Origin of the sequence: Grimontia sp. AD028, from assembly GCF_000973155.1 — a bacterium.
Lineage (GTDB): Bacteria > Pseudomonadota > Gammaproteobacteria > Enterobacterales > Vibrionaceae > Enterovibrio > Enterovibrio indicus.
The window spans coordinates 22,047-46,316 of the sequence record NZ_LASY01000003.1 but is presented as its reverse complement, the minus strand read 5'-3'; the positions used below and the strand labels follow the sequence as shown (position 1 = coordinate 46,316).

Sequence of the window (24,270 nt, the reverse complement as noted above, 5' to 3'; positions counted from 1 at the left end):
ACCTTTTAAGGTTGTTCCCCTCTGTTGTTTTCGCATTTTTCAGTCACGGATGGCTTGAACCACCCGTTATTCTCAATAATACCAATGAAAAACTACAGGAGTTGTCGATGAAACCCTGGTCTAAGTTTGTGCTGGGAAGCGCGCTGTCCCTCTCTCTTTTCTCTTACTCTGCGGTTGCAGAAGAAGAGCTCTATTTCTACAACTGGTCTGAATACATTCCTACCGAAGTGCTTGAGCAGTTCACAGAGGAAACTGGCATTAAAGTCATTTACTCAACCTATGAGTCAAATGAAAGCATGTATGCCAAATTGAAAACACACCCTGAAGGTTACGATCTGGTTGTGCCATCGACTTACTATGTGAAGAAGATGCGCGATGAAGGCATGCTGCAAAAACTCGATAAAAGCAAACTCAGCCACTTCGACGGCCTTGATCCAAACAACCTGAACAAGCCGTTTGACCCAGATAACCAATACTCTGTCCCTTACATTTGGGGCGCTACAGGTATTGGTGTAAATACAGACTTTATTGAAAAAGATTCTGTTAACTCATGGGCCGACCTTTGGAGTCCTAACTACGAAGGCCAACTGCTGATGATGGATGACGCTCGTGAATTCTTCCATATCGCACTGACCAAACTGGGCTACTCGGCTAACACCACCAACCCGGAAGAAATCAAAGCGGCTTACGAAGAGCTGAAGAAGATAATGCCAAACGTGCTGGTGTTCAACTCAGACTTCCCAGCAAACCCTTATATGGCAGGTGAAGTGGCACTGGGTATGCTTTGGAACGGTTCTGCCTACATCGCTCGTAGCGAAGGCGCACCCGTTGACATCGTATGGCCAGAAGAAGGCGCGATTTTCTGGATGGATAGCCTCGCGATCCCTGCAACGGCGAAAAACGTGGATGCTGCACACAAGATGATCGATTTCCTGCTTCGTCCAGAGAATGCAGCGAAACTGGCTATCGAAATCGGTTACCCAACACCGGTTAAAGCGGCTTACCCTCTCCTGCCGAAGGCATTCAAAGACGACCCAAGCGTTTATCCACCACAAGATGTGATGGAAAAAGGTGAATGGCAAAGCTCAGTTGGCGAAGCGAATGTGCTTTATGAAGAGTACTTCCAGAAGCTGAAAGCGGGTCAGTAACACACAAAAAGCGGCCAGTGGCCGCTTTTTTAATCCATTATTACCGGCAAGTTAATCCTGAAGCGCCAAGATCTCCCCGACCAGTTCTGGTACAAGAATACTCGCCTTTCCATAGCGCTTTTCATCAAATTCACTTTCTACGGCACTTGGCTCCAGATTCACTTCAATCGTTCTCGCACCATTAATGGCAGCTTCGTGCACAAACCCTGCAGCAGGATAAACAGAGCCCGACGTACCAATCGAAATAAACAGGTCTGCTTCTACCAAAGCGGTATGGATCTTGTCCATATCAAGTGGCATTTCACCAAACCAGACCACATGAGGTCTCATTGGCGATGGCATTTGGCAGCAATGACAAAGATCATCGACCATGATGTCATCTTTCCAGTCCAACACCTGATTAGAGCCACTGCAGCGCGCTTTCAATAACTCACCATGCATATGGATAATGTTTTCGCTTCCTGCACGCTCATGAAGATTGTCTATGTTTTGCGTAACGACCATCACCGAACCTTCAAGCTCCCGTTCCAGCTTTGCCAGTGCTTCGTGAGCAGGGTTGGGAGCAACACCAGACTGAAGCTGTCGGCGTCGCTGATTGTAAAAGGTTTGCACCAATGCTGGGTTTCTAGCGAAACCTTCCGGTGTGGCAACGTCTTCGATGTGATGCTCTTCCCATAAACCATCTTGCGCCCGAAAGGTACGAATCCCCGACTCCGCCGAGATACCTGCACCAGTCAATATGACAATGTTTTTATAGGGAAATTGCATGTTGGGCTTCCTTTCTGGTCGTGATTTCTGCGCGCTTATTTGTGTCATTCTTTGGCTAGCGCTTTAATCCTTTATATCACTGTTGGTATTGGCAAAACAGGGTGACGGGACTAGACCATGGTCGAAATTCCACATAAAACAAGATTTAACGAGAGAAACCAGAAATATGTCTTATATTTAATAAGTGTCCCAAACATGAATCGGAACGACTAATTGCGACCGCTCAAACTCACATTACTTGCCGCGTCAGCAGCTACATTAGCTTCAGGTCATGCTGCGGCTAATGAGCACGTCAAGGTCAGTGGGTTCGGAAATATATCTGCCATTCACTCAGGTTCCGAAGATTTTGGTTTCGTTTATGACCTAACCAAAGAAGGTGTCTTTGACGAGTGGAGCCTTAAAGCGGGTTCTGCGGTCGGATTACAACTTAATGCCAATCTCTTCGATAATTGGGACTTCGTGATTCAGGGGGTTGTTCAGGATCGCATAGAAAACGATTTAAATAAGAGCATTACCTGGGCCTTTCTTCGATACAAAATCTCTCCAGATGTGACCGTCAGAGTCGGACGTATCGCCACTCCGATTTATATGTTGTCAGAATACCGCGATGTAGGTTTTGCTTACCTATGGACAAAGCCTATTACGGATTTCTACGCCAATATTCCTGTTACCAGCTTGAATGGTGGTGACATTGCTTACACCACCCCATTCGCAGATGGCGTCATAGAAGCCAAAGTGTTTGGTGGGCAGTCCGAAGTATCTATAAACACCGTATTTAGCTCTTACGAAGTGACATTGTCACCTCTGGTAGGAGCAAAGGTTAGTTTTCTGTCTGATCTATGGAACCTCTCAGCGTCGGCAGCCTCGGCCAAAGTTGATGAGGGAAACCCAGCGGCGTCTTTGATCGCTTTAGCTGGAAGGAACACGCAAATTTTAGCAGCGTGGCCCTCACTTCAAGGCACATTGCAGGACTTTGAATTTGAATCAACACGCTTTCACTACTATTCGATCGGTGCTCAATATGAAACCGGAGACTGGAACGTACAAACCGAATTGAGTTATACGGATGCAGACTGGCCTTTCTTTCCAGATTTGATGGCGGGATATACCAGCCTTGGAAGAACGGTCGATGACCTCACCATTTACAGTTTCGTTTCAAAAGCAAAATCAGTAGGCAACTTCTACGAATTAGAACCACCACCTGGCAACGTTTTATCAGTGCCAGAGATCAGTTCTGCATATGGGGTAATCAAGTCCAACCTAGATGCACGAGTGATCGACCAGGAGACGCTCGGTATTGGAGCGCGTTATTACATCAATCCACAGCTATCACTAAAAGGACAAATAGAAAGAACTTGGTTGAACAACGATAGGATCGGGGGCTGGTCAGTAACTGAAAAAAGCCTAACAAAGCCAGTACCTGAATACATCGATACCTTCTCTATAAGCCTGAGTTTTGTGTTCTGACATGAAAAGATTTGTATTCGCGATACTCACATTGATATGGCTAGCATGGTCTCCAGGAGTCCGTGCAGAGTTGGTTGTGGTTGTGAATGCAGAAAACCCGCTAAGCTCTTTGTCCTCTCGGCAGTTGATAGATTTATACATGGGTCGTTACAACGCCTATCCAAATGGAGAATCAGCTAACACAACCGATCTTCCCGAAAAAAGCAAAGAACGTGAGTATTTTTATCGGATGCTAGTCGGCAAATCTGCTGCGCAAATTAACGCTTACTGGGCAAGGTTACTTTTTACTGGTAAGTCAGAGCCTCCACAGACCGTTCGTTCTTCCGCTGACGTCATTGCTTTATTAAAAGATAACAAGAATGCGATTGCTTATATCAACGAAGCCGATCTGGTTGATGGTTTGAAAGTGGTATATCGATTTGAAAATACTCAATAAACGCATACACATTCGGGTTGCCACCGGGGTAGCCACAGGGGCGCTACTCTTCTCGATCTTCGCTTCCATCACTTGGTTCTACATCTCCTACCACCAGGAAGTTGACCGGTCCCGCAGCCAGATACGCCAGGTTATTACAACCATTGAGCAAACTGCCTCGATAGCGATGTATTTAGGTAACAAAGAACTGGCAGAAGAAGTACTTAGAGGGCTTGAGGCGAATGACATTATTTCTGCCGCGCGACTAACTAGCCAAGATGGGTTATCCGCCTCGTTTTCCGGAAACAGCGAACTTGACCAAACCGACACAGCCATCATTTTTCCTATTGTTTCTCCTTTTGATGAAAACGAGTTCGTTGGTGATCTTTTGGTGTACCCAAACCAAAGGTATATCGAAAACAATGCGATATCGTTGGCAAAGATTCAGGTTATCGTACTGGTGTTCTATTCGGTGATCATCGCCCTGCTCACTCTGGTTATCGTCAACCGCATCCTGACGGAGCCAATGAAAAACATCGCTAACCGCTTCCACTTAATAACCCCCGGCGACGCCACAAGGATTGATGTGCCTATCGGCCACAAAGAAAACGAAATAGGTGCGCTGGTTGGCGACATTAATGGTCTATTGGACGCCGTAAACAACCAGATAGACAATGAACGGGAGCTAAGGGCTGAAACGGAAAATCTCTCTAAAAAATTCCGCTTTATATTCGAGCGCGCCAGTGCCGGTATTGGTTTAATCGATGCTAGCAACAAACTCATCGTTGCCAATCCAGCGCTACTTAGGCTGCTTGGTCAAACCTTTATCGTCGATACAGAGCGATTCAATAAGACTGACTTCACCAGTTACTTCAACGACCCCGCCGAAATTAAAGAATTCATTGAAGAGTTTTGGCTCAAGCCAGGTAACCAGTTCAGCGCCATGGACATTCAACTTAAGCACAAAGTTCGTGCAGCCGACCGCTGGGTGCATTGTCTGTTCTCAAAAGTCGAAGACATTAATAATCCAGACGATAGCCTGCTTGAAATCGTGCTTTATGACATCACCGAGCGCGCCGAACGAGAGCAAAACATTATCTATGAAGCAGAACATGACCCAATTACCCAACTGCTCAACAGACGGGCTGGCATGGCGAAATTGGAAGTGTCTCTGGAAGAAGCTGAAAAGAAACAGCGTAAGTTTGCGGTACTGATGATTGACTTGGACGGCTTTAAGCATGTTAACGACACATACGGGCATGATGCGGGTGATAAGGTGATTATTGAAGTTGCTAAACGCATCAAGCAATTCTTCCGTGGATCAGATGTCGTCGCCCGTTGGGGCGGTGATGAGTTCTTGATTGGCTTCTCTTACAACCCGAATTATGAAACGGCCGTGTCTGATATCGCGTCAGACCTCCAGTTCCAGATTGCTCTTCCTGTAGAAATCGGCCACGAGCAGACTGCCTGTGTTGGTTCAAGTATCGGTATCAGTGTTTATCCCGATAACGATGAGACCATCAGTGCCCTTATCGAACAAGCCGATGAAGCCATGTACTACGTGAAAAATAACGGTAAAAACTTCTTCCGTTTCTACACAGCAGAAGAAGCGACCGCATCTGCAAATCGTTAAACTATCTCAGCAAGGAAATAGACCCTTACTCTCCTACTCTGTATTCTGCTTTGAATCTTTAAATGGAATGGAAGCTTATGATGCATCCCCTTAGAGTTTCTGTGCGTGCTGTCTGCTATCGCGAAAATACGATTTTGCTGGCTGAACACCGCGATGAACGCGGCCTTTGGTACATCATTCCCGGTGGCGGTATACAACACAATGAAACGCTGGATGTCGCTTTTAAGCGAGAGCTTTTAGAGGAAACCGGAGGCGAAGCAGACATGGGAGACATTCTGTTTGTTCGCGAAGTCATTGCTGATGAATTAGACACCACTTACCTTCCTAAACACCTTCATCAAATTGAATTGTTTGTGGAAGCGACTAACTTTCGTCAGGTAACAGAAGCCTCCGAACTCGACAAAGACCAAATTGGAATGGTTTGGATGCCTCTTAATAAGTTGCCTGAATTATTGTTTTTTCCGAAAACCATGGTCAAAGCACTGCAAACAAAATCCTTCGATCGCATATATCAAGGACACATTCTGTAACTGGCTAGACCATTTAGTACTATTCACTCAGTTACAATGCCCAGCAAGATTAACAGTGGACATCCACCAAAAGAGATCATGCAGTTAAATAACTACTTCAGCCAAAAAGATGGCCAGTTCGTTTTCACTCGTCAGCAAGCCAGCCATTTCGCCAAACTCGTTGCCGGTGACTTCAACCCAATACACGATGAAGACTCGAAGCGATTCTGTGTTCCTGGTGACCTTCTGTTCTCTGTTCTCCTCGCAAAAGCGGGGATCAGCCAGAACATGAAAGTGAGCTTCGCAGGCATGATCTCCGATAACCTCGGTCTCAATATTCGTGAAGACGACAACGGGAACCTGGATGTGGTCGACGCGAATGATAAATGCTATCTCACCATGCACCGTGAAGGTGAAAACCTAGTTGACGAGAAGCTTGCGGCAAACGTCGCTGAAAACTATGTGAAGTTTTCCGGCATGAACTTTCCACACATCATGGTTCCTTTGATGGAAGAGAGCGGCATGATGATCAATCCAGACCGCCCGCTGGTGATGTACGAGAGCATGGAGCTCAACTTCAAACACCTTAACTTTTCAAACCCGACAGTTGAGCTAACTAACTCCACCATGGAAGTTTCAGGTAAGCGTGGCGCTGTCATTTTGGCTTTCGCCTTTAAAGAAAATGGTGAAGTGATTGGCGAAGGGAAAAAGAAAATGGTGTGTAGCGGCTTAAGAGAATTTGAAACAACAGCAGTCGATGCGCTAGTTGATAAATTTAACAGCCGAAAATCCGAATTTTTATCAGCACTGCCTGCATAACCTGTACGACATACCATATGAATCCCGATTCATTCGGGGTTTTTTATTTGCGTCAATGTCTTATGTTCAATATTTAGTCACGCTTTTCACACACTGTTCTATATTTAACTTATCAATAGCGCGCTGGAGTTAAATATGGCAACTGCGAATCTACTCTCTCATATCGATAAGCTCCCAAAGATTCCAAAGGTCGTTCAGGAACTGATGGATTTGGTGAACAGTGACGGTTCTGACATGAACCAAATCTCGGAAAAAATCGCGATGGATCAAGTGATCAGTGCTCGCGTTTTGCGTCTGTCAAACTCAGCTCACTTTGGCCGAGGCAGAAGTGTTGCCTCTGTTGATGAAGCAGTTATTCGACTGGGTCTGGGTCCTATCCGGACGCTGGTAACAGCTTCGGCGCTGATGAGTACTTTTCCAAAAATTGAAGGATTGGATCTCAATGAGTTTTGGGGAACCACCTTCGAAGTAGCAACCTTATGTAAAAGTGTTGCGAAAGAGCTCAAAGCAGATCAAAACGAAGCTTTTACCGCGGGCATGCTGCACAACATCGGTGATTTATTAATTTATACCGTTTACCCGGACAAGGCTCAAAAAGTCGAACTCCACATGGAAGCTGGGAAAACCAAGCCTGAAGCACAGCAAATTGTTTTGAACACAGACAATGCACAACTGGGCGGTGAGCTAGCCAAGAGCTGGAAGTTTGCAGATACACTGGTCGACGCCATCGCTCATCAATATGGTGCCGTTCAAGGCGACAACTTCTCTCAACTTGCCGCTATCATCAATTTTTGTGCAAAAGTTGATGGAAATTGGGACAGCCTTGTCGACGGAGAAGCTAAAATCACCTGGCTTAATCATCAACTCGAATACAGCATGCTTGGACTCAATGAAAATGTTGTCGAGTCGATTGACGATATTCGTGGTGCTGGTCGCGAGATGGCCAAGTCTCTTCTCTAAGCAAAACCAAAGTCCTTTCGAGAAGCGCCGAAAAGGCGCTTTTTTTTGCTCAAAACAAGTCAAAGCACCTTCTCATTACGTCGTTTTTGGAAACAATAAATTTATTTAATGCTATTTATCGAAAGGTAGTCGGGGCATATTCTCAAATTCTAATAATTAGAAAATTCAGTCGCTGAAAGAATGACTAGATCTCAAAGAAAGCAATGTCGCGAGGACAACACATGGAACAACCTCGGATTTACCCTGCAAAGCCACGGAAGGTTTACCTCTACGCCACTTGTCTGGTGGATGCTTTTGACCCCGACACTGGGTTAGACGCTATTTCTCTGTTAGAGCAACAAGGCATAGACGTCGAGTTTGTTCCTAAACAAACCTGTTGCGGACAGCCTGCTTACAGCTCGGGCTATACAGAAGAAGCCAGAGCCGTTGCTGAACACCAAATGGCTCTGTTTCCAGAAAACATTCCCGTGGTCATTCTTTCCGGCTCCTGTGGTGGCATGATGGTTCATCACTATCCTCGCCTGTTTAAAGATCATCCCCTTGAAGCTACCGCAAAGTCTTTTTCGGCACGTGTTTTTGAGCTCACAGAGTTTCTGGCCAATGTCTGCCGCGCACAATTCAAAGACCAAGGTGAACAAACAACCGTTGCCATGCATACCTCTTGTGCCGCACGACGAGAAATGAACGTACACGTTTACACCGCGCATTTGCTCGGGCAACTCGACAAAGTGGAATTGAAGCATCCCCAATATGAAGAAGAGTGCTGCGGATTCGGTGGCACTTTCTCTGTTCGCCATCCGAACATCAGTGAAGCTATGGTGGATGACAAATCAAACAACCTGAAAAACACTGGCGGCGTTGAATTCGTCAGCGCAGATTGGGGTTGCATGCTCAATATCAATGGCGCACTGGAATACAAAGGAGAAACCTTCAAGGGTAAACATATCGCCCGTTTTTTGGCCGAGCGCACCGGAGTGGCAGGAGGTGAACAATGAATCACAATACGCCAGAACATTTCCACCTGCAGGCACAAGAAGCGCTGGGTGACAAAGAGCTTCGACAGAATTTCCGTGGGGCGATGGACTACCTTCGTGGCAAACGGCGTGACGCCTTTCCTGATGCAGCCGAAGAGAAAGCCGTGCGCGACCGGGCAGAAGCCATTCGTCAGCGCTGTTTAAGCAAGCTGCCAGAGCTTTTGGATAAGTTAGAAACTCAGCTCACCCGTAACGGCATTCATGTCCACTGGGCACTCAACGCTGATGAGGCCAATGCAATTTTCAGTGAAATTGCGGAGAAACACCAAGCCACGCTCATGGTGAAAGGGAAATCTATGGTGAGTGAGGAGATTGGCCTCAACCACCACATGGAAAAACAAGGTGTACGCTGTTTGGAAAGCGACATGGGCGAGTACATTGTGCAATTGGACGGTGATACCCCTTCGCACATCATCATGCCAGCCATTCACAAGAACAAGCAGCAAGTTTCTGACACCTTCGAACACAACCTAAACGATTTCAAGCCAACGACCGATGTCGATACCTTAATTCAAACTGGCCGCAACGCTCTTCGTGAGGCCTATCAAGAAGCAAAGATTGGTGTTTCAGGTGTTAACTTTGCCGTGGCTGAAACGGGCACCCTTTGCTTGGTCGAGAACGAAGGCAATGGGCGTATGTGTACAACGATTCCTAGCGTCCATATTGCTATCACAGGTATCGAAAAGGTGGTCGAGTTCCTGTCTGACGTGCCGCCGCTCTATAGTGCCCTGACCCGTTCCGCCACCGGCCAGCACATCACCACCTACTTCAACATGATCAGCAGTCCACGCAAAGAGGGCGAGTTAGATGGCCCCGAAGAAGTCCACCTTATTTTGTTGGACAATGGCCGAACTCAGGCTTATCACGATGAAGAACTGCGTAAAACACTCCAATGTATTCGCTGTGGTGCTTGCATGAACCACTGTCCGGTTTATACCCGCATTGGTGGCCACGCTTACGGAACAGTCTATCCTGGCCCTATTGGGAAGATTATTTCTCCACACTTGATGGGCATCGACAGCACCAAAGAACTGATCACCGCATCCAGCTTATGCGGCGCCTGTGAGGAAGTATGTCCGGTTCGCATTCCTATCCCTTCCCTGCTCCAGCGCTTGCGTCAGGAATCCAAGAACAAACCGGAAGCCAATCATGATGCTTTAAAGGGGCAAAATGCAGCCAGCAATACGCTGGAAAAAGCTGCTATGAAAGGCTTTGCTTACGCCGCCACTCACCCATCGCTTTACCATACAGGCCTCGATGCCGCGAGAAAGATGAACGGACTCATTCCGAATCATCTCTGCAACTGGACGCAGTGTCGCGTGAAACCGAAACTTGCCAAAACCTCGCTTAAAACCAAGCTCGCACAGCGCAACGGAGGCCAAAAATGAACACACAGAGTCAACAAGCCCGCGCTGCGATCTTCGCCAAGTTAAACGCGGCACCACGCTCACCGAAAAGCAATGAATTGCCAGCCTGGCAAGCTTGGACATCGGATAACAGTCAAGTTCGCGTTGAGCGTTTATTAGTATGCATGGAGGCAAGTCACACGGAAATTATTCGTACCGAGAAAGGAAGCATTGAGACGGCATTGATAGAATGCAGTCAAAGTAATGGATTCGGAAAAGTGCTGTTTTCGAAAAGCAGTCCCTTGGCGGAAGTTATCGCCAACCAATGCCCTGACACAACAGCGCTCAAATATGACCAAACTATGGAAGCGCTGAAAACCACCTTGTTTCAAGAGGTCGATGCCAGCGTTAATGTGATTAAAGCCGCTATTGCCGATACTGGCACCCTCGCAATTGTTACCGGCGAAGACGAACCGCGAGCCCTGTCACTGGTTCCCCCTGTTCATATTGCTATCCTTCATGAATCTGACATTGTGTCTAATTTCAGCGAGTTAATGGTTTCGCCGTTTTGGAAAGAAGCGGGATGGGAAACCCAACCACCAACAAATTTGGTGTTAATTTCTGGCCCGTCAAAAACAGCAGATATCCAACAGACACTCGCCTACGGCGCTCACGGACCGAAGCGCCTGATCCTGATTTTGGTTAAGGAGTAACCATGAGCCAAACATTGGCTGACTCAATCTACAATACCCTTCATGAAGCGCTGCAACAAAGGATTCCACTACAACGCCTCATCACGGATGAAACCCGTCGTTTGGCTTATGGTACGGATGCCAGCTTCTATCGTTTAATCCCTAAAATTGTCGCGCAGGCGGATGATTTAGAGGATGTGATTTTCATCATTCAAACCTGTGGCGAACTGAATGTTCCGTTCACCTTCCGCGCGGCAGGCACCAGCCTTTCCGGTCAAGCGGTGTCAGATTCGGTGTTAATCACACTTACAGATAACTGGCGTAACCACACCATTCTCGAAGACGGTGAGAAAATCCGGCTACAGCCAGGTGTGATCGGTGCAGATGCCAACCGCTATCTCGCCCCTTTTGACCGAAAGATTGGGCCGGATCCTGCCTCTATCAATAGTTGCAAAATCGGTGGTATTGCGGCGAACAACGCCAGTGGCATGTGCTGTGGTACTGCACAGAACACCTATAAAACCGTCGAGTCGATGAAGATCGTTTTCCACGATGGATCCCTTCTCGATACCGCAAATAGCCAATCTGTCGACCAATTTAAACAAAGCCACCAGCTTCTGATTGAAGGTATTCAGTCACTCTGTGATGACGTGAACGCGAATCACGAGTTGAAGTCCCGCATCGCTCATAAATACCGCTTAAAAAACACCACCGGTTACGCACTCAACGCCTTGATTGATTTCTCTGACCCTATCGATGTACTGACGCACTTGATGGTCGGCTCTGAAGGCACATTGGGCTTTATTGCTGAGATCACTTACCACACAGTGATAGAGCACCCAAATAAAGCATCAACCTTGTTGGTGTTTAACGATATCGAAACCGCTTCCAACGCTGTTACTGCGCTTTCTAAAACGCCAGTTTCCTCGGTAGAAATGATGGATGGACGTGCATTGCGTTCCGTGGCTGACAAACCCGGCATGCCAGATTTTCTGCCGTCACTGACGCTCGAACATTGTGCTTTGCTGGTGGAGTCCCGCGCCGCGGATCAGGAAACACTCGACCAACAGTGCGACGCTATTCTCTCGTCCATCGCGCAATATGAAGTACCACATCAAGTCGCATTCACCTCAAACGCTCACACCGTCGCGACACTTTGGGGCATTCGTAAAGGCATGTTCCCTGCCGTCGGCGCTGTTCGCGAAGCGGGTACCACTGTCATTATTGAAGATGTCGCCTTTCCTGTTGAACGCTTGGCATCAGGCGTGCGAGAGCTTCAGGCGATGTTTACCCAATACGATTACCACGAAGCTATCATCTTCGGCCATGCGTTAGAGGGTAACCTGCACTTTGTCTTCACACAGGGGTTTGATAGCGCAGAAGAAGTTGAGCGCTACGGTCAGTTCATGGACGACGTGGCAAAGCTCGTTGCGGTTAAATATGGCGGTTCTTTGAAAGCAGAGCATGGTACAGGTCGCAACATGGCACCTTATGTCGAACTGGAATGGGGAGCTGATGCCTATTCACTGATGCAGCGCATCAAAACCTTGTTCGATCCCAAAGGGCTGCTTAACCCCGGCGTGATCATCAATGAAGACCCGAATGCGCACGTTAAAAACCTAAAGCCTATGCCGAAAGCCGACGTCCTCGTTGATCGCTGTATCGAATGTGGCTTCTGTGAGTCTGTGTGCCCTTCGAGAGCCCTTTCGCTGTCACCTCGTCAACGTATCGTTATTTATCGCGAGTTGAGCCGTCTCGAACGCGAAGGCAACACAGAGAGACACGCAGAGCTTCAAAAGGCATTCGACTACTTGGGGGTAGATACCTGCGCAGCAACGGGGTTATGTGCTGACCGCTGCCCTGTCGGCATCAACACGGGCGATCTCATCAAGAAAGTACGCACAGAAAAGTACAAACGCTTCACGCCGATTGCGACCTGGACGGCAGATCATTTCTCCGCAGTCACGGCAATGACGCGATTCGGTCTAAGCACCAATAAGGTGATGCAGAAAATGCTGGGCCAAAAAGCGCTCGGCTCGACCATCAATGGACTTCGTAAACTGACCAAAGGCAGAACCCCAAGCTGGCATGAGAGCTTTCCTGTTGCGAATAGTGCCCCGGTCGAGCCATCTGCCATCGCTAAAGAGAAAAAAGTCGTTTACTTCCCTTCCTGTGCCTCACGCAATATGGGCAATGAAGTGACCAGTGATGACAAACGCTCATTGACTGAGGTGACTTTGTCACTTCTTGAGCGTGCGGGATATCAGGTCATCACACCAAACACGCTCAAATCACTTTGCTGTGGTATGCCCTATGACAGCAAAGGCATGAATTCTATTGCCAAGAACAAAAGTGAGGAGCTTCAAGCCACGCTTTGGCATGCCAGCCAGCACGGAAAAATCCCAGTGCTGATGGACACCAGCCCTTGTACCAAACTCAGTAAGGAACACTTTTCCCAAGCCATGAATATCATGGAGCCGGCAGGCTTTATTATGGAGCATCTGATTGATGAGCTGGATATCAAGCCACTGGATGAAACCGTGATGCTTCATATCACCTGCAGTTCGAGACGTATGGGATTAGCAGATACCTTGCTGAAAGCCACTAAAGCGTGTGCAAAGGAAGTGATTGTTCCGGAACATATAGAGTGTTGTGGCTTTGCTGGAGACAAAGGCTTTTTCACGCCAGAACTCAATGAGTCTGCCCTTTCACCGCTCAAAGCTCAGATACCAGATGGTTGTACGCGGGGATTCAGCAACAGTAGAACGTGTGAGATTGGATTAACCCATCACAGTGGTATCCCTTATCGAAGCATTCTTTACCTGTTGGATGAAGTTTCACGCCCACGTGGTTAGATAGCACCAAGACTGCCCTTTTCGTAGATAACGCAAAGGGCTTTTTATTTTTAAGAAGAGACTGCCAAACTGTCCCCTTCATCGATTTCAAACTCTAAAGGCTCTGAGCACCATTCAGTGCCATTAATCTGGCTGAGTAAGGACAGTACTGCTCTTTCACCGATTTCACGGTCTGGTGTCACCACACTGGCTAATTTCGGCATCATAGACTGCCCGATATCAAGTGCATGAATACCGGCAATGCCAATTTGCTCTGGAACCGACAATCCCTGATTTTGGCACTCAATCAATACGCCAGCCGCAAGTTCATCATCTGTGCAGAAGAAAGCATCGGTATCCGGGTAGCGATCCAATACCTTGGTCGTCATTTTACGGGCCAAGGATATTGAGGATTCCGCCTTGGCGGTAATACTCCTTGGCGTCAGTCCGGCGTCTTCCATCGCGTCGACATAACCTTGAAGCTTGCTTGAGGTTCGGATCCCCTTTTTCACATTAAGACAAACAATGTGTTCGAAGCCGCGCTCAATCATCAGGGTGACCATAGAAAATGCCGCCAGTTCGTTATCGATTCCAACGCTTTGGGCTGTTTCAGTTTCCGTCGCGCCCATGATTTCGATATAAGGGATACCCGCGGTGTGAATCATCTTCAGTGATTTCTCGGTATGATCGTTGTCAGCCAAGATCAACCCGTCCACATTGAACGAAAGCAAGGACTCAATACGTTGCTGTTCAATCTCTGCCTCATAGCCGCCATGAGCCAGCATCAGTTGGTAACCGTTTTCTTCTGTAATGGCTTCTATACCTGCGATCACTTGCTGGAAAACAGGATGACGAAGAGAAGGAAGGATGACGCCAAGCGTTTTACTGCTGCGGTTGGAAAGAATATCGGGAACCCGGTTTGGGATGTAGCCTAAATCATCGAGGGCAATCTGGATTTTCTCGCCTGTTTTCTTGGCGACTTTGTGTGGATGTTTGAGGTAGCGACTGACTGTCATTTTGGTGACACCAACGCGCTCGGCCACGTCACTCATTGTAGGACGACGATTCTTTCCCATAGCAATCTCCTCAAAACACTCTTCCAATAAGTTTTTGAGACGATTCAGTTATTCGCCAATAGGAATATGCAAAGTGTGACCCATAACATTAACTCTATATCCGGCGAATAAAGGTTATTGCTTACTGGCATCTACTCTCATAAAACGTGCGAACTTTGGAATGCCATTTTTGGTGAAACCATTGTGGCGGTATGTTACCAGCTCGCCAAGCTCTGGTGGGTTTTCCCGTTGAAAATCAGAAAAGCCGGTGCCGATTTTAAATTCCTTACCATTGGGCATCCTCACTACTAATGCCCCCATCCGGCCTTCATGCTTTCCTTTGCCATCCACATACCCAATCACCTCAGCTTCGGCATCATCAGCCACTTTCATTTTGATGACATTTGCCGAGCGCCCGGCCTGATAGACACCGCTTAGCTTTCTGAGCATCAAACCTTCACCGCCTGCATCATTGATTGTCTCAAGTAATGCCAACAGAGATGCTTTGCTTTCAACAGGTTTGTGTTCAACAAAATCAAGATGAGAAATGTTTAGTCCTTGCGCCATGCTCTTAAACTGCTTGTAGCGAACATCAAAGCTATCAAGGCTGGCAGGAAGGTCGAAGACCATAAATTTCACCTTCTTCCACTCTTTGTCATCAGGCTTGCCATCCATCACCGCTGCCATCGTTTCTTCAAAGCGGTTTCGGCCTATCCATAGCTCTCCTTCTAGTGGTATTTCGGGTAGCGCATCAATAAACCATTTCGGTGCGTATATTAGTTTGCCTTGTCGTGTAAAAAGGTACTGGCCGCTCCAGTAAGCTCGAATACCATCGAGTTTTTCACTAAAGACATAGTTTTCCCAGTGACTGATTTCAGACTCTTCAAACGGGATCGCGAGTTGTGGTTTGTAGTGCAAGCAAGTAGTGGCATGGACATGCTGGCTGGTTGCCAGACCTAAACTGATGGCTAATAGCAATGGAGCAGGTTTCATGGCATCGACACAATAATTTCAAGAGGTTGAATCCATTTTTCCTCCCGTTCACTCGAATACCAGTTTGAATAAGCGATTTGAGATGTCTCGTCAAAATCTCATTCTGTTGTTGCAGGCACAAACAAAAAAACGGCGCATTCGTCTGAATGCGCCGCCATTAAATTCGTATTTGAACATCAAGCAAAAGCGTAAATATAAGTCCCGTTCTTGATGGTATTAATCACTTTCTTCGACAAGTAATTCGGCAGCGCCGGACAACCCCAACTACGACCCAGCTGACCTGTTTTCGCAATGACATTTGGATGAGCATATGCCGCACCATGAATCACTATCGCTCTGCGACGCGCGTTGTCGTTCACACCTTTAGACAAACCGTCGAGACGCAATGAGTAACCGTGTTTCCCGTAGTAAGTCTCCGCAGCGCGGAACACGCCGATAGAAGTTTGACGCGAGTTAACCACGTTAGAAAACTTCTTCGCGTAGAGCGAGCCGCTGTTTTTGCCATGAGAGACATAAGAAGCGAACAGCACTTTGCGTTTTTCTGCATCAACGACCCAAAAACGTTTTTCTGAAGAAGGTTTGCCGTAGTCAATGAGAGTGAAAACAGATTTTCCTGTTCTGTGTGTGCGGAAGTGATTGTAGGCTTTCTGGAATTTGTCGAACGATACCTCGTCAGAGAGGCTAAGTTGCCGATACATAGACTGTGCATCTGGCAGAATGGCTGCGAATACGTTCGCAGAAAACAGTAATAAAATGAGCGCAAAAGTCGCTTTCAACGCCTTAAACATAACATTCCCCGTAAATGGTATGTGATTAAAAATGCGTGCCGAGCAATGCAAATCGGCTAATCCCATTTATGTCATACCAAAATTCGTGCCAGAGCCTTATCTGAAACGATTAATTATATTTTTTCAGTAAGTTAGCTTTTTTAGTTTACAAGCTGCGCATTTTTCCTTTCGTGCGTAACCTGCATGTGGTCGGTGAGAAAGGCATATGCTTGCCGTTTGTCATCACCTGTATGAAGGAATGTTGCCATAGCGGCAAAAGGTGAGAAAGCCAGCGACAACGCTGGCTTTCTATTTTTATAGATAAGTGCTTCTAAGATGAAGCATGACTGTAAAGCAGAGCTAGATAGCGTCTATAGCGTTCTTGATTCGCTTATCTGAAATCGGATAAGGCGTACCAAGTTGCTGGGCGAAGTAGCTGACACGAAGTTCTTCAATCATCCAGCGGATTTCCTTCACTGACTCAGGAACACGCTGCCCTTTCGGGATTTTATTCAGCAGCTCTTTGTAGTCGTTAGTGACAGATTCAATCTTGAGGATGTGCAGACGATCCTTATTAGGATCAATCGGCAGTTTCTCCAGACGACGCTCCACTGCATTCAGGTAACGCTGAATATCCGGCAAACGCTTCCAGCCGCATTCCGTCGCAAACCCTTTAAAGATCAAGCTTTCAACCTGAGCTTTGATATCCGACAGGGCGAATGCCATGGTGAAGTCGATTTTACCTTTCAGCTTCTTGTTGATGCTGAATGCCGTCGTCAGGATCTGTTCGACCTGTTTGGCGATTTCCACCACGGTGTCACCCAGCTCTGCACGAACATATTCCTTCAGCGCTTCAAACTCTTCAGGCTGCCACTTCAAACCGCCCTGCGACTCAATCAGCTTATCAACACCACAGGCAATGCAATCATCAATCAAATCCAGCACACGACCGTAAGGGTTGAAGTACAAACCGAGTTTGGACTTGTTCGGCAAGTTGTCGTGCAGGTATTTGATTGGCGATGGTACGTTCAGGAGGATCAGACGACGCTGACCTTGTTGCATCGCCTGACGCTGCTCTTCTTCGGTTTCGTAAAGCTTAATGCCCACCGAATCTTTGTTATCAACAATCGCCGGGAAAGCTTTTACCTCAAAGCCACCGCGTTTTTGCTGATACATTTTCGGCAACGTACCAAAACTCCAGGTGGTCAGCCCTTGTTGCTCGATATCGTCATCCGCAACCTGAGACAAGGTTTCCTGAACCTTCTCTTTCAAGCCATCTTTCAACTCATACAAATCGTAGCTTTCGTTCAGCTTGCGATTCTTATGGTCCACCGCGCGATAAGTGATCTTCAAATGCTCAGGCAACTGGTCCAACTGCCAGTTTTCACGAAGCACGGTCACGCCAGTCATACGTTTGAGCTCTTTCTCCAACGCATCCAACAAGGGCATTTCCATTGGCGTAACACGCTGCAGGAATGCAGACGCATAGTTTGGTGCCGGCACAAAGTTACGACGTAACGTTTTTGGTAGCGATTTAATAAGCGCTACAATCAGCTCGTGGCGTAATCCCGGGATTTGCCAATCAAACCCTTCAGGTTCAATCTGGTTCAACACCGGCAGCGGAATGTGAACCGTCACACCATCGTGGTCTTCACCAGGTTCAAACTGATAGCTTAACTTGAGCTTCAGATTGCCCTGATGCCAGAAGTTCGGGTAATCCAGCTCAGTCACATGGCTGGCATCGCCTGCCAGCAGCATGGCTTTTTCGAAGTTCAGCTTTTCTGGTTCATCACGGCTGGCTTTCTTCCACCAGCTGTCGAAATGACGACCGGAAACTACGGTATGTTCGATACGCTGATCGTAGAACTCATAGAGCGTGTCATCATCAACCAGAATATCGCGGCGACGTGATTTCTTCTCAAGCTCCTCGACTTCCGCCAGCATTTTACGGTTCTGATGGAAGAACTTGTGTTTGGTATCCCAGTCCCCTTCTACCAGTGCGGAGCGGATAAAGATCTCACGGCTGACCACCGAATCGATGCTGCCGTAATTGACCTTACGTTTTGGAACGATAGGAATGCCGTAGAGCATGACTTTCTCGAACGCGAATACCGCAGCCTGCTTCTTCTCCCAGTGCGGTTCGGAGTAGCTGCGCTTGATAAGATGTTTCGCTAGCGGCTCTACCCATTCCGGCTGGATCTTGGCGGCAACACGACCCCAAAGCTTAGAGGTTTCAACCAGCTCGGCCACCATCACCCACTTCGGCTGCTTCTTGAAGATGCCTGATCCCGGGAAGATATTGAAACGGGCATTACGCGCACCCTGATATTCGTTCTTCTCCTGATCTTTCAAACCAATATGCGAGAGCAAGCCAGCCAGCAACGACATATGAATGGACTGATAATCAGACGGTTCCTGATTAATCTTAAAGCCCAACTCATTCACCACCTGGCGAATTTGGTAATGAACATCCTGCCACTCACGAACACGAAGGTAATTCAGATAGTCTTTCTTACACTGCTTGCGGAATTGGTTTCCAGACAGCGCCTTTTGCTGCTCTTTGATATGTTCCCAAAGATTCACATAAGCGAGGAAATCTGATTCTTTATCATTAAAGCGGCGATGCTTTTCATCAGACTGCTGCTGTTTATCAGATGGACGCTCACGCGGATCCTGAATCGACAGCGCAGACGCAATCACCATGACTTCATGCAATGAGCCAAGACGGGCTGATTCCAGTACCATACGCGCCAAACGCGGGTCGATTGGTAAACGCGCCAGATTACGCCCCGTTTCGGTCAGACGTTTGTGGTCATCGCCTTTTTTACCTTCTTTCAGCGCACCAAGTTCTTCAAGCAACCGAACACCATCAGAAATGTTGCGGCTATCAGGCGGCTGAACGAATGGGAAGGCAGAAATGTCACCCAGGCCAATGGCCGTCATTTGAAGAATAACGGACGCCAGATTGGTACGCAGAATTTCCGGATCGGTAAACTCGGGACGCGACAGGAAATCTTCTTCTGAGTATAAGCGAATACAGATACCGTCAGACACACGACCACAGCGACCTTTACGCTGGTTCGCGCTCGCCTGGGAAACGGGCTCGATTGGCAGACGCTGAACCTTGGTACGGTAGCTGTAACGCGAAATACGCGCCGTACCCGGGTCAATCACGTATTTGATACCTGGCACTGTCAGCGAGGTTTCCGCAACGTTGGTTGCCAGGACAATGCGTCGACCAGAGTGAGATTGGAACACGCGGTTTTGCTCTGCCGATGACAGACGTGCATAGAGCGGCAAAATCTCGCAATCACGCAGATTGCGTTTATTCAGCGCGTCAGCAGTATCACGGATTTCACGCTCACCGTTCATGAAAATCAGAATATCGCCCGGCCCTTCGTCGTGCAGTTCATCGACTGCATCAAAAATCGCCTGAAGCTGGTCACGATCAGTATCTTCACTGTCTTCAACCAGAGGACGGTAGCGCACTTCCACAGGATAGGTACGGCCAGAGACCTCGATAATCGGCGCGCCACGGAAGTGGTTAGAAAAACGTTCAGGGTCGATAGTCGCTGATGTGATGATCAGTTTGAGGTCTGGACGCTTTGGTAGAAGCTGTTTCAGGTAGCCAAGGATGAAGTCAATGTTCAGACTGCGTTCGTGCGCTTCATCAATGATGATGCAGTCATACTGATTCAGAAAACGGTCATGCTGGATTTCCGCCAGCAGAATACCGTCCGTCATCAGCTTCACACGGGACTCTTCCGACACCTGGTCGTTGAATCGAACCTTGTAACCGACCGTTTTACCCAGTTCAGTTTCCAGTTCTTCGGCAATGCGGGTTGCTACTGAACGTGCAGCCAGACGGCGGGGTTGAGTGTGGCCAATGACGCCTGATACACCAAGTCCCAGTTCCATGCAGATTTTAGGCAACTGCGTGGTTTTACCTGAACCGGTTTCACCAGCGACAATCACCACCTGATTGTTGGCAATCGCCTCTGCAATGTCGTCTTTTTTCTGACTGACTGGCAGTTGCTCAGGGAAAGTAATGTTTGGCTTATTAGCCAAGCGTTGCATGCGCACTTGCATCGACTTAGCGATGTCCAGCGCGATCTCATCGAAGACAGCCTGACGGGCTTCGTCTTTCTTAATGCGTTGTGCTCCCTTGATGCGTTTGCTGAGACGGAACTTGTCTTTCAGCATGCAATCATCAAGCGCAGCGAAAAGCGTTTTAGCGTTGTTTTGATGGATTGAAGCGGTCAAATCGATATCCAAAGAAATGCTGTTTTGAAGAAAATCCACTCACGATACGAGCGTAAGACTCGATAAGGCTCAGTACCGTTTGAAAAATTGCGAAGATTCTACCACAACACGCAGCAAGCTCGATCTTCAATCTTTCTTCCAAATTTCTGGCTACTTACTTTTATTGATAATCCCAATCTCTGTTTATTTTCCACAGAGGATCCCGTTTCTCATTTCCTATTCATTCCCTGCCCTTAATTGCGCCTATTTATAAATGCATACAATATGTTTTTCTGGGCTCTTCATGATTTCAGCGTTACTTCATCGATCACTTTGGATTGCTTTAGTGCTGATTACCGTATTCATTGCACCCGTCACCACTCCGCGTCTTTCAATTGCCATGCCGGCCAACGACCAAATGATTATCAATTCATTGAAAGAAAAAGGCATTATCACCAAGGACATGAGTGAAGAAGAGATCCAACACCAACTCAGAAAATACCTCGGACAATTTCCTAAAGAACCCAATCAGCCTAAGCCTCCACACCACAAAAAGACCCTGCCAAAGGATAAAACGAATTGAGTGCCCCAAATGGCTCTCGATACAAAGCAAAGAGATACGACAACATAACCAAAGAGAAGGATCTTCACCTTATGAACAACGTCAAAGCTACCTCCCTGCTCCTGTTAGTCTCCATCGCGATAGCTTATCAGGCTCATGGGCAAACACCGAGCGATCAGGCTATCGTCAATGAAGAGAAAATCATTGAGTACCTTCGTAGAACTGGAGTCATCAACAACCACTCAACAAAAAACGAAATAGAAAGAGCCCTCTCCGAATACCTTAACCGTTCCGAGCCCAAAGACGATGGTGTCTTCTCCAAAAAGTCTTTAGAGCTCAAGCACGATGTATTAGCTCGCAAAGAGTCGCTTAGTGCTCCAGATCAGAATAAGCGTGCCCTTTTCTCACTACTTGCTACTAGTCAACGTACGGATAAAGTGCTCGGCATCCTGATTGATTTTCCTGATCTTCCCTTTGACGATAACCAGCTAACGCCAGATTTAACGGATATGTACTACGAGAGCTATCCGGCATCGCATTATCAGAATCTACTGTTTGGCGACTCTTATGAAGGGCCAGACGGAAATCCTCTCATCACCATGAAAGCTTATTACGAAAAAGAATCTGGAGGCTCTTATAGCGTTGATGGCTTGGTCGCAGGTTGGTATCGCGCTAAAAATCCAGCGGCTTTCTACGGTGCTCGAACTGATTCTGGTGGCAGCGATATCAACGCAAGAGCGTTAGTGATGGAAGCACTGGATGCGCTCGCGAAAGACCCTTCCATTAATCTGGCAGATTTCGATAAAGAAGACCGATATGACCAGGATGGCGACGGTGACTTCTTCGAACCGGATGGCTTAATAGATCATCTCATGATCTTCCATTCATCTGTTGGCGAGGAAGCTGGCGGCGGAGCTATTGGCACTGATGCAATTTGGTCACACCGTTGGAGCCTTTCTTCCGTTTATGAACTTGAAGGAACTGACAGCGGTTTGGGTTACTGGAATGGCAAATACGCAGCCTACGATTACACTATGCAGCCGATTGATGCCGCAGCAGGAGTAACAGCGCACGAGTATGCCCATGACCTGGGATTGCCCGACGAATATGACACACGATATTCAGGGCGTGGAGAGCCAGTTTCCGCATGGTCAATTATGTCTTCCGGTTCTTGGGCTGGAAAAATTCCCGGCTCAGAACCCGTAGCATTCAGCGCCTGGGCAAAAGAGTTCCTGTTTGCCAAAATGGGTGGGCGCTGGTTATCACCGGAAACCTATTCGTTAGAGGATTTGGCAGGAAACACGAAAACGGTTCGATTGGCAGAAACCACAGAAAATAACGACGGCACTAATCATATTCGCATCAACCTACCGGGAAAACGCATTCCGGAAATCCCTCCAAAGCAGGGACAGTACCAGTACTATTCCGGCAAAGGGGATGACCTTCACACCAGCATGTCAGCAGATATATCACTGCCTGATGCAGCAAGCATCGTTTTGACATTTGACTCCCACTACGATGTTGAACCCAACTACGACTTTGCCAGAGTCTTGATTGACGGCGAAGCAATTCCCGGGAATATCACCACTTATGAAGATCCACTGGGATCCGGATTGGTTCCTGCTGTACACAGTTATTCAAAAGACCACCCTGACAATGTCGACGGCTGGGTACCCGCAACTTTTGACCTCTCACAATTTGCAGGTAAAGATGTCACACTCACGTTTGAATACATCACCGACGGTGGGTGGATCGAACAAGGTTTTTACGCTGATAACATCCAAATAATTGCCGATGGAAGCGCACTCTTTTCAGACGACGCAGAAGGTGAAAGCGCATTTTCACTTAACGGTTACACCCTCAATGATGGCTTCGGTATTTACGACCATTACTACATGCTGCAATGGCGCAGCTATGCCGACGTTGATCAAGGGCTTAAACATCTAAACCGTTACGGGAAAGTCTGGCAGTACGAACCGGGACTCGTGATCTGGTATGCGGATGACTCATACAGCGATAACTGGGTCGGACAACATCCCGGCTACGGTTGGCTTGGTGTCGTTGACGCAGACCAATATGCCGTCACCTGGAGCAAGACTGGCAATGCTGCTTCAACACACTACCAAATCCACGATGCAGCATTCAGCCTACAGGATCAGTTTGCCGGTATTGATGTCAGTGGTGAAGACGTTGGCTCTCTGATAGACGATGCACTCAATGCCAACGCTCATTTTTCTGATCGAAATGATTATTCCAATGCCGATCAACCCGATGCGGGGCGCAACATTCCAGAATACGGTCTGATGATTTCCGTTGTTGAGCAAGCTGAAGATAACCAATTCGGTATCATTGAAATTTCACTGGATGATGTTGCACCCCTAGCAGGTTTTGAATTCGAAGTTGATGGCTATCAAGTTAGTTTCATCAACCAGTCTACTGACCGTGAAGGTCCAATCACCGCATGGTTTTGGGATTATGGGGATGGAAATACTTCAACCCAGCCCAATCCGGTACATATCTATACAAAGGGTGGGGATTACACTGTTTCGTTGACCGTGACGGATCAATTTGGTCAAACTCATACCATCACCAAAACCATTTCAATTAATCTGGCACCGAAAGCTGACTATGATGTCCTTCAATTCCATAAATGGGCGTTGTTTATTTCCCGCTCCACCGATAAAGATGGCTTTATCAAACAGCACCATTGGGATTTTGGTGACGGTACAAGTTTTGATACTCGAAACAGCATTATTCTCCATAAGTACCGCAAACGCAGAACTTATCAAACATCATTGAAAGTGACAGATAACGATGGAGCAAGTGACAGAACTGAAATGACAGTGACCGTCAAAAAATCTCCAAAGGGTGGCAAGTAAAAACCTTATCAAAGCCGGCGTAAGCCGGCTTTTTCCTTTCTTTATTTCTTAAACATGCAAAATACCCTGCCTAAAATGAATGCTAATCTGGACACTCCTCCACACAACCTCATATGCGGGAGCTTTAGCTTCATCTAGTTAACAGGA

General features: G+C 47.4%; 18 protein-coding genes. 13 read left to right on the top strand and 5 right to left on the bottom strand.

Annotated elements, in window-relative coordinates; translation table 11 throughout:
* Positions 1-107 precede the first annotated feature (107 nt).
* A complete protein-coding gene (locus tag RN22_RS00365; RefSeq protein WP_046302637.1) occupies positions 108-1,148 on the top strand; it encodes an extracellular solute-binding protein in 1,041 nt (346 codons plus the stop codon).
* A 51-nt stretch (positions 1,149-1,199) separates the two neighbouring features.
* On the opposite strand, the gene cobB is transcribed toward RN22_RS00365, so the two are convergent.
* Positions 1,200-1,916 (bottom strand): Sir2 family NAD+-dependent deacetylase, encoded by a 717-nt coding sequence (gene cobB / locus RN22_RS00360; protein WP_002537172.1) that lies wholly within the window; start codon positions 1,914-1,916, stop codon positions 1,200-1,202.
* A 213-nt stretch (positions 1,917-2,129) separates the two neighbouring features.
* Between cobB and RN22_RS00355 the strand changes: the two genes are divergently transcribed.
* From RN22_RS00355 to RN22_RS00310, 10 genes are all read left to right on the top strand, one after another.
* Positions 2,130-3,383 (top strand): porin, encoded by a 1,254-nt coding sequence (locus RN22_RS00355; protein WP_046302636.1) that lies wholly within the window; start codon positions 2,130-2,132, stop codon positions 3,381-3,383.
* A 139-nt stretch (positions 3,384-3,522) separates the two neighbouring features.
* Positions 3,523-3,819 (top strand): hypothetical protein, encoded by a 297-nt coding sequence (locus RN22_RS00350; RefSeq protein ID WP_231590815.1) that lies wholly within the window; start codon positions 3,523-3,525, stop codon positions 3,817-3,819.
* Positions 3,803-5,431: a sensor domain-containing diguanylate cyclase gene (locus RN22_RS00345; protein ID WP_046302635.1), complete on the top strand. Its 1,629-nt coding sequence runs from the start codon at positions 3,803-3,805 to the stop codon at positions 5,429-5,431. The genes RN22_RS00350 and RN22_RS00345 overlap by 17 nt, the downstream gene beginning before the upstream one ends.
* Before the next feature lie 77 nt (positions 5,432-5,508).
* The gene (locus RN22_RS00340; RefSeq protein ID WP_231590814.1) at positions 5,509-5,961 is read left to right on the top strand and encodes an NUDIX domain-containing protein; all 453 of its coding nucleotides are present in this window, start codon (positions 5,509-5,511) and stop codon (positions 5,959-5,961) included.
* 78 nt (positions 5,962-6,039) lie between these two features.
* Positions 6,040-6,759 (top strand): DUF3581 family protein, encoded by a 720-nt coding sequence (locus tag RN22_RS00335; RefSeq protein WP_046302633.1) that lies wholly within the window; start codon positions 6,040-6,042, stop codon positions 6,757-6,759.
* A 135-nt stretch (positions 6,760-6,894) separates the two neighbouring features.
* Positions 6,895-7,719, top strand: coding sequence for an HDOD domain-containing protein (locus tag RN22_RS00330; RefSeq protein WP_046302632.1), 825 nt, complete (start codon positions 6,895-6,897; stop codon positions 7,717-7,719).
* 221 nt (positions 7,720-7,940) lie between these two features.
* Complete coding sequence (locus tag RN22_RS00325; RefSeq protein WP_046302631.1) at positions 7,941-8,714, top strand: (Fe-S)-binding protein; 774 nt, start codon at positions 7,941-7,943, stop codon at positions 8,712-8,714.
* A complete protein-coding gene (locus tag RN22_RS00320; protein WP_046302630.1) occupies positions 8,711-10,141 on the top strand; it encodes a LutB/LldF family L-lactate oxidation iron-sulfur protein in 1,431 nt (476 codons plus the stop codon). The genes RN22_RS00325 and RN22_RS00320 overlap by 4 nt, the downstream gene beginning before the upstream one ends.
* Entirely contained in the window at positions 10,138-10,812 is a 675-nt protein-coding gene (locus RN22_RS00315) for an LUD domain-containing protein (RefSeq protein WP_046302629.1), read from the top strand. The genes RN22_RS00320 and RN22_RS00315 overlap by 4 nt, the downstream gene beginning before the upstream one ends.
* 2 nt (positions 10,813-10,814) lie before the next feature.
* Positions 10,815-13,646, top strand: coding sequence for an FAD-binding and (Fe-S)-binding domain-containing protein (locus RN22_RS00310; RefSeq protein ID WP_046302628.1), 2,832 nt, complete (start codon positions 10,815-10,817; stop codon positions 13,644-13,646).
* A gap of 50 nt (positions 13,647-13,696) precedes the next feature.
* Here the strand turns inward: RN22_RS00310 and RN22_RS00305 are convergent, their stop codons facing one another.
* The 4 genes from RN22_RS00305 to hrpA all read right to left on the bottom strand — a co-directional run bounded on the left by RN22_RS00305 (position 13,697) and on the right by hrpA (position 20,703).
* The gene (locus RN22_RS00305; RefSeq protein ID WP_046302627.1) at positions 13,697-14,701 is read right to left on the bottom strand and encodes a substrate-binding domain-containing protein; all 1,005 of its coding nucleotides are present in this window, start codon (positions 14,699-14,701) and stop codon (positions 13,697-13,699) included.
* Between the two features lie 114 nt (positions 14,702-14,815).
* The gene (locus RN22_RS00300; protein WP_046302626.1) at positions 14,816-15,673 is read right to left on the bottom strand and encodes a DNA ligase; all 858 of its coding nucleotides are present in this window, start codon (positions 15,671-15,673) and stop codon (positions 14,816-14,818) included.
* A gap of 176 nt (positions 15,674-15,849) precedes the next feature.
* Positions 15,850-16,461, bottom strand: coding sequence for a murein L,D-transpeptidase catalytic domain family protein (locus RN22_RS00295; RefSeq protein WP_046302625.1), 612 nt, complete (start codon positions 16,459-16,461; stop codon positions 15,850-15,852).
* Positions 16,462-16,800: 339 nt separating this feature from the next.
* Entirely contained in the window at positions 16,801-20,703 is a 3,903-nt protein-coding gene (gene hrpA, locus RN22_RS00290; protein WP_046302700.1) for an ATP-dependent RNA helicase HrpA, read from the bottom strand.
* A gap of 283 nt (positions 20,704-20,986) precedes the next feature.
* Here hrpA and RN22_RS00285 point away from each other — a divergent pair, with 283 nt between their 5' ends.
* Both RN22_RS00285 and RN22_RS00280 read left to right on the top strand, forming a co-directional pair.
* Positions 20,987-21,265 (top strand): hypothetical protein, encoded by a 279-nt coding sequence (locus RN22_RS00285; protein ID WP_156168133.1) that lies wholly within the window; start codon positions 20,987-20,989, stop codon positions 21,263-21,265.
* A gap of 71 nt (positions 21,266-21,336) precedes the next feature.
* Positions 21,337-24,123 (top strand): immune inhibitor A domain-containing protein, encoded by a 2,787-nt coding sequence (locus RN22_RS00280; RefSeq protein ID WP_046302623.1) that lies wholly within the window; start codon positions 21,337-21,339, stop codon positions 24,121-24,123.
* Positions 24,124-24,270: the final 147 nt, after the last annotated feature.